Annotated in this window: 4 protein-coding genes; all 4 read right to left on the bottom strand. The window is 70.2% G+C overall.

The genetic code is table 11. The features are described from left to right. Positions 1-806: thiamine pyrophosphate-binding protein (locus tag IEZ21_RS23435; protein WP_246568072.1), on the bottom strand; the 806-nt coding region annotated here is incomplete at its 3' end. Between the two features lie 109 nt (positions 807-915). Beyond that, on the bottom strand, positions 916-2,034 hold the full coding sequence (locus tag IEZ21_RS23430) for a substrate-binding domain-containing protein (protein WP_189323894.1): 1,119 nt from the start codon (positions 2,032-2,034) through the stop codon (positions 916-918). Positions 2,035-2,150: 116 nt separating this feature from the next. Continuing rightward, a complete protein-coding gene (locus IEZ21_RS23425; RefSeq protein WP_189323870.1) occupies positions 2,151-3,383 on the bottom strand; it encodes an ABC transporter permease in 1,233 nt (410 codons plus the stop codon). Beyond that, positions 3,383-4,972 carry a sugar ABC transporter ATP-binding protein gene (locus IEZ21_RS23420; RefSeq protein WP_189323869.1) on the bottom strand — a complete coding sequence of 530 codons (1,590 nt, stop codon included), beginning with the start codon at positions 4,970-4,972 and terminating at the stop codon, positions 3,383-3,385. The genes IEZ21_RS23425 and IEZ21_RS23420 overlap by 1 nt, the downstream gene beginning before the upstream one ends. Between the last annotated feature and the right edge of the window lie 97 nt (positions 4,973-5,069).

Genomic DNA, 5,069 nt, shown 5'->3' with positions numbered 1-5,069 from the left:
GGCCAGGCGATGATCGAGCGCATCGCGATGAAGGACGGCTTGTCGGTGACCGCCTCGGCGGTCTTGATCGCCGCGAACAGGGCCTGCGGGTCCAGATCACCATTGGCCTTGGCCTCCACGCGCTGCACGTGCCAGCCGTACGCCTCGTAGCGCAGAGCCGTGTCCTCGGAGACGGCCGTCTCGGTGTCGCCCTCGATCGAGATGTGATTGTCGTCCCACAGTAGGATCAGATTGCCGAGCTTCTGGTGCCCGGCCATGGAGGACGCCTCCGCGGAGATGCCCTCCTGCAGGCAGCCGTCACCGGCGATCGCGTAGATGAAGTGGTCGAACGGGGACTCACGGGCGGGGGCGTCCGGGTCGAACAGACCGCGCTCGTAGCGGGCGGCCATCGCCATGCCCACCGCGTTGGCCACCCCCTGCCCCAGCGGCCCGGTCGTCGTCTCCACTCCGGTGGTGTGGCCGTACTCCGGATGCCCCGGGGTCTTCGAACCCCACGTACGGAACGACTTCAGATCGTCCAGCTCCAGACCGAAACCGCCCAGGCACAGCTGGATGTACAGCGTCAACGAGGAATGCCCGGCGGACAGCACGAACCGGTCGCGGCCGGTCCACTCCGGATCGGAGGGGTCATGACGCATCACCCTCTGAAAGAGGGTGTACGCCGCGGGAGCGAGGCTCATCGCCGTGCCGGGGTGGCCGTTGCCGGCCTTCTGCACGGCATCGGCGGCCAGGATCCGCGCGGTGTCGACGGCCCGCTGGTCCAGCTCGGTCCACTCGGACGCTGCAGCGGTCAAGGGCGGGTTCACGCGGGAACTCCTGTGTATGTGTGAGGACGGAAGGGAGGGAGCGAGGGGTGAGGCAGGTCCCTCCCGCCGGGGAGGGGCGGGAGGGACATCCAAGGGCCGACGGTGCCGCCTACTTGCCCCAGAGCTTCCGGTACGCCTCGCGGTATCCCTTCGGGTCCCAGGAGGAGCCGCCGGCGCTGTTGGCCGCCGTCGTGATGTGCACCGGGGCGACATAGCTGGTGGCGGGCTCATCGGCGAAGGAGCGGTTGAACTCGTCGACGATCTGCCAGCCCTGCTCGGACAGCGGCTCGGGCACCGTGGCCGCCTGGAAATCCTTGCTGTTGATCCGCTGGAAGGCCGACGGATCGCCGTCGCCCGCGCCGATGCTGAACGGGGCGCCGTTGCCCTGCTTGCCGCCCGACCGCAGCGCGGGTGCCGCGTCGGCGAAGTACAGGTCGTTGATGGCCACCGAGTGCGTCCACTTGGTGCCGAAGCGGGACAGCAGTGCGGAGACCTCCTGCGGGGTGCGGTTGCTGGCGTCGGCGATCGGGATGTTGGAGGTGGACAGCACCTTGATGTCGGAGCAGGTGGCGAGTTCCTTCTCGATGAGGTCGGACTTGCCCTTGGCGAACGGGATGGAGGCGTCGGTGAAGACCACCACGCCGGCCCGGCCGTTGGACTGGCTGATGATCCAGTCGGCGCTGATCTTCGCGACGTCCTCGACCTTGGTGGTGATGTTGCTGAAGAGCTTCGGGTCCTCGCTGGGTCCGGGCGTGCCGACGGCGTGCCAGCCGATGAGCGGGATACCGGCTGCGTCTGCCTGGGCGACCTGCTGGCCGGTCGACTTGGGGTCGAAGCCGGACAGGACTATGCCGTCGGGCTTGACTGCCACGGCCTGACTGACGGCGGCCTGGATACCGGCCGGGGTGCCCTGGCCGTCGATGATCCTCACCTTCCAGCCGATGGCCTTGGCGGCCTCCTTGACGCCTCCGGCGGCGCCTGCGACACCGGGGTTGGTCATGCTCTGGGCGACGTAGACGATCGTCTTGCCGGCGACCGCCTTGGGGCCGGTGGCCGGTCCGCCCCAGGGAGCGTCAACGGCCTCGGCGTCACTCACTGCCTGCTTCGCCTTCTCCAGGACGGCAGGGCAGCCGGCCTTCGAGGACCCGCCGACGGCGTTGGAGCCACCGCCCTCCGAGCCCCGGCTGCAGCCTGCGACGGAAGCGGTGAGCACGGCCAGGGCGGCCACGGCTCTGAGTGTTGCCTTGCGGGTGGGGTGGTACGACACGGCGGTGCTCCTTGAGGACGTACGGCAGGCGGGAGGTGAGGCGCGGGAACGGAGGGGGTGGGGCGGGGATACGTCGGTCAGGGTGTGCGCGACGCGTCACCGTCGGACGAACCGGTGGCGGCGGGCGTCGGCTGTTCCGTCGCGGGTTCCGTCCCGGGCGCGGACAGCGAGCGGCGGGTGGCGCCGGCGCGCAGTCGGCGGCGGGCGGAGTAGCCGGCCAGGCCGACCGCGAGGAGCAGGGTGCCGCCGTTGAACAGGGGGGTCGCCCAGAACTCGGCTCCGAGCTGACCGATTCCGGCGAGCCCGATGGCGAGGATGGTGACGGCGACGACGGTTCCGGCGGCGTTGGCGCGGCCCGGTTTGATGGCGGTGGAGCCGAGCAGGGCGCCGACGAAGGCCGGCAGCAGGTAGTCCATGCCGACGCTCGGGTTGCCGATGGTCTGCTGCGCGGCGAGCAGGACGCCCGCGAAGCCGACGACGAGTCCGGAACCGGCGAAGGCGTAGATGCCGTACCGGCGGGTGGGGATGCCCACGAGGTCGGCGGCGCGGGCGTTGGAGCCGATGACGTACAGGTAGCGGCCGAGCGGCAGGCGCTCCAGCAGCAGCCACAGCAGCACGGCCAGCGCGAGGACGTAGAAGGCGGGGACGGGCAGGCCGAGGAACTTGGAGTTGTACAGGTCGGTGAAGGCCGGGGGCAGGCCCTGGGGGCCGGGCACGATCCGGGCACCGTCGGTGATCCAGCCGGTGCAGGCGTACAGGACGCTGCCGGTGCCAAGGGTGGCGATGAAGGAGTCGATCTTGGCGAACTCCACCAGCAGGCCGTTGAACACGCCGACGACGCCGCCGCCGAGGATGACGACGAGGCAGGCCATCGGCCAGGGCCAGCCGTTGTTCACGATGAGTTGCATGGCAAGGACGTGGGCGAGACCGAGGCCGTAGCCGACGGACAGGTCGAACTTGCCGGTGACGATGGGGATCATCGCTCCGAGGGCGAGGATCGCGGGAATCGACTGGTTGGACAGGATCGACGAGGCGTTTTCCATCGTCGGGAAGGTGTCCGGCAGAGCCAGCGAGAAGATCACGAACAGCAGGGTGGTCAGGCCGAGCAGCCCGTAGGTGCCGATGAGGTGGCCGCCGCGCAGCCGGGCACCCATTCCGCCGCTGCCCGTGCCCCTGTCGGTGCCGTCGGGTTTCCGCTTGCGCGCCCCCTGGAGTGTTCCCTTACGGGCGCCGCCCCCGGCGGACCCCTCCCGCTGTTCACTTCCGCCGTGGTCGGCCTGCCGGCGGGCGGATTCGGTCTCGGTGGCCATCAGTTGTCCGCCGTTCCGGTCAGCGCCGGCATGGCCGACGCGGCGTGGGTGAGTTCGGTGACGGTGAGGGCCTCACCGCTGAGTTCGGCGGTCACGGTGCCCCGTACGAAGACCAGGGCGCGGTGACACACGTCGGCGACTTCCTCGAAGTCGGTGGAGATGAGAAGGACCGCGAGTCCCTGGGCGAGCGCGTCGTCGAGCAGGCGGTAGATCTCCGCCTTGGCACCGACGTCGACTCCCGCGGTCGGCTCCTCCAGGATCACGACGCGCCTGCTGAGACGCAGCCAGCGGCCGATCATTACCTTCTGCTGGTTGCCGCCGGAGAGAGTCGCGATGGGTGCCTCGGAGTTGGCTGGGCGTACGCCGAACCTCTCGACCAGCGATGTCGCTTCGGCGCGCTCACGTGACGGGCTGATCCAGCGCCACGGGGAGCGGCTGTCGGCTCGCGGGTTGGCCAGGAAGTTCTCCCGTACGGTGAGTTCGAGGGCGCAGCCCTCCTCCTGGCGGTTGCTGGTGACGAAGCCGATGCCCGCGTCGACGGCCGCGGCGGGCGAGCCGGGCCGGTACGGCCTGCCGTCGAGCAGTGCCTCACCGTCCTGGATCGGCCGGGAACCGGCGAGGGCTCGGCCGAGATCCATGTGGCCGGCGCCGGTGAGGCCGACCATGCCGAGGACCTCCCCGGCGCGCACTTCCAGGTCGACGGGGCCCGCGCCCTCGGTGGTGACGCCGGTGAGGCGCAGCACGGTCGGGGCCTCGGCGGTGGGGTCCTTGGGGCCGGGCTCCGGCCGGTGGCTCTCCGGTTCGTGGCCGACGATGTCGCGCACGATGCGGTCGGGGCCGTGGTCGGCGAGGCGGCCCTCGCTGATGAGGTGGCCGTCGCGGAGGACGGCGAAGCTGTCGGCGACCTGGTAGACCTCGTCGAGCCGGTGGCTGACGTAGACGATGCCGTGTCCGCGGTCGCGCAGGGTGTGCAGTACGTCGAAGAGCCGGGCGCAGTCCGCGGCGGGCAGGCTCGCGGTGGGTTCGTCGAGGACGATGAGCCGGGCCCTGGTGGACAGGGCGCGGGCGATGGCGACGAGGGACCGCTCGGCCCGGGTGAGGTCGGCGACCCTGGCATCCGGGTCGAGGTGACCGGCGACGATGTCCAGCGCCTCGGTGCTGCGCTCGCGGACCTGCCGCCAGGAGACGAGGCCGGCGCGGCGCGGGTAGCCGGTGCCGAGAGCGATGTTCTCGGCGACCGTCATCCATTCGACCAGGCCGAGGTCCTGGTGGATGAAGGACATCTCCGCTGAGGCCGCTTCGCTGCCGAGCGGGTGGCCTGCGACGGTGACCTCGCCCTGGTCCGCTCGGTAAACCCCGGCAAGGATCTTGATAACCGTGGACTTACCGGCACCGTTGTGACCCAATAGTGCGAGCACGCTGCCCGGGTGGATGTCGAGGTCGACATCAGCGAGGGCGAGGGTTCCGCCGAACCGCTTGCGCAGCCCCCGGACGCTGACCAGGGGCCGGAGTGGATCCTGAGGGCTGTCCGGCGAGCCGGGGGGCGTACGGGGTGCTGTGTCAGGGGTGTCATCGGGAGCGTCATTCACGGACTTCTCCGAAGGGGATCTGCCAGCCGAGGGCACTCCATCGGCTCGACCAGAATCCTGTACAGCTCACAGCATGTTGGTCAATAGGCTCGAAGGC

The sequence above is a fragment of the Streptomyces flaveus genome (assembly GCF_014647675.1).
Classification (GTDB): Bacteria; Actinomycetota; Actinomycetes; order Streptomycetales; family Streptomycetaceae; genus Streptomyces; species Streptomyces flaveus.
The sequence above is the reverse complement of the archived record's forward strand: the minus strand, read 5'-3'. Positions and strand labels throughout refer to the sequence as shown.

Bases quoted from the DNA above. Each gene is read 5' to 3' on its own strand.
- IEZ21_RS23425 (WP_189323870.1), bottom strand. From the start codon at position 3,383: ATGGCCACCGAGACCGAATCCGCCCGCCGGCAGGCCGACCACGGCGGA.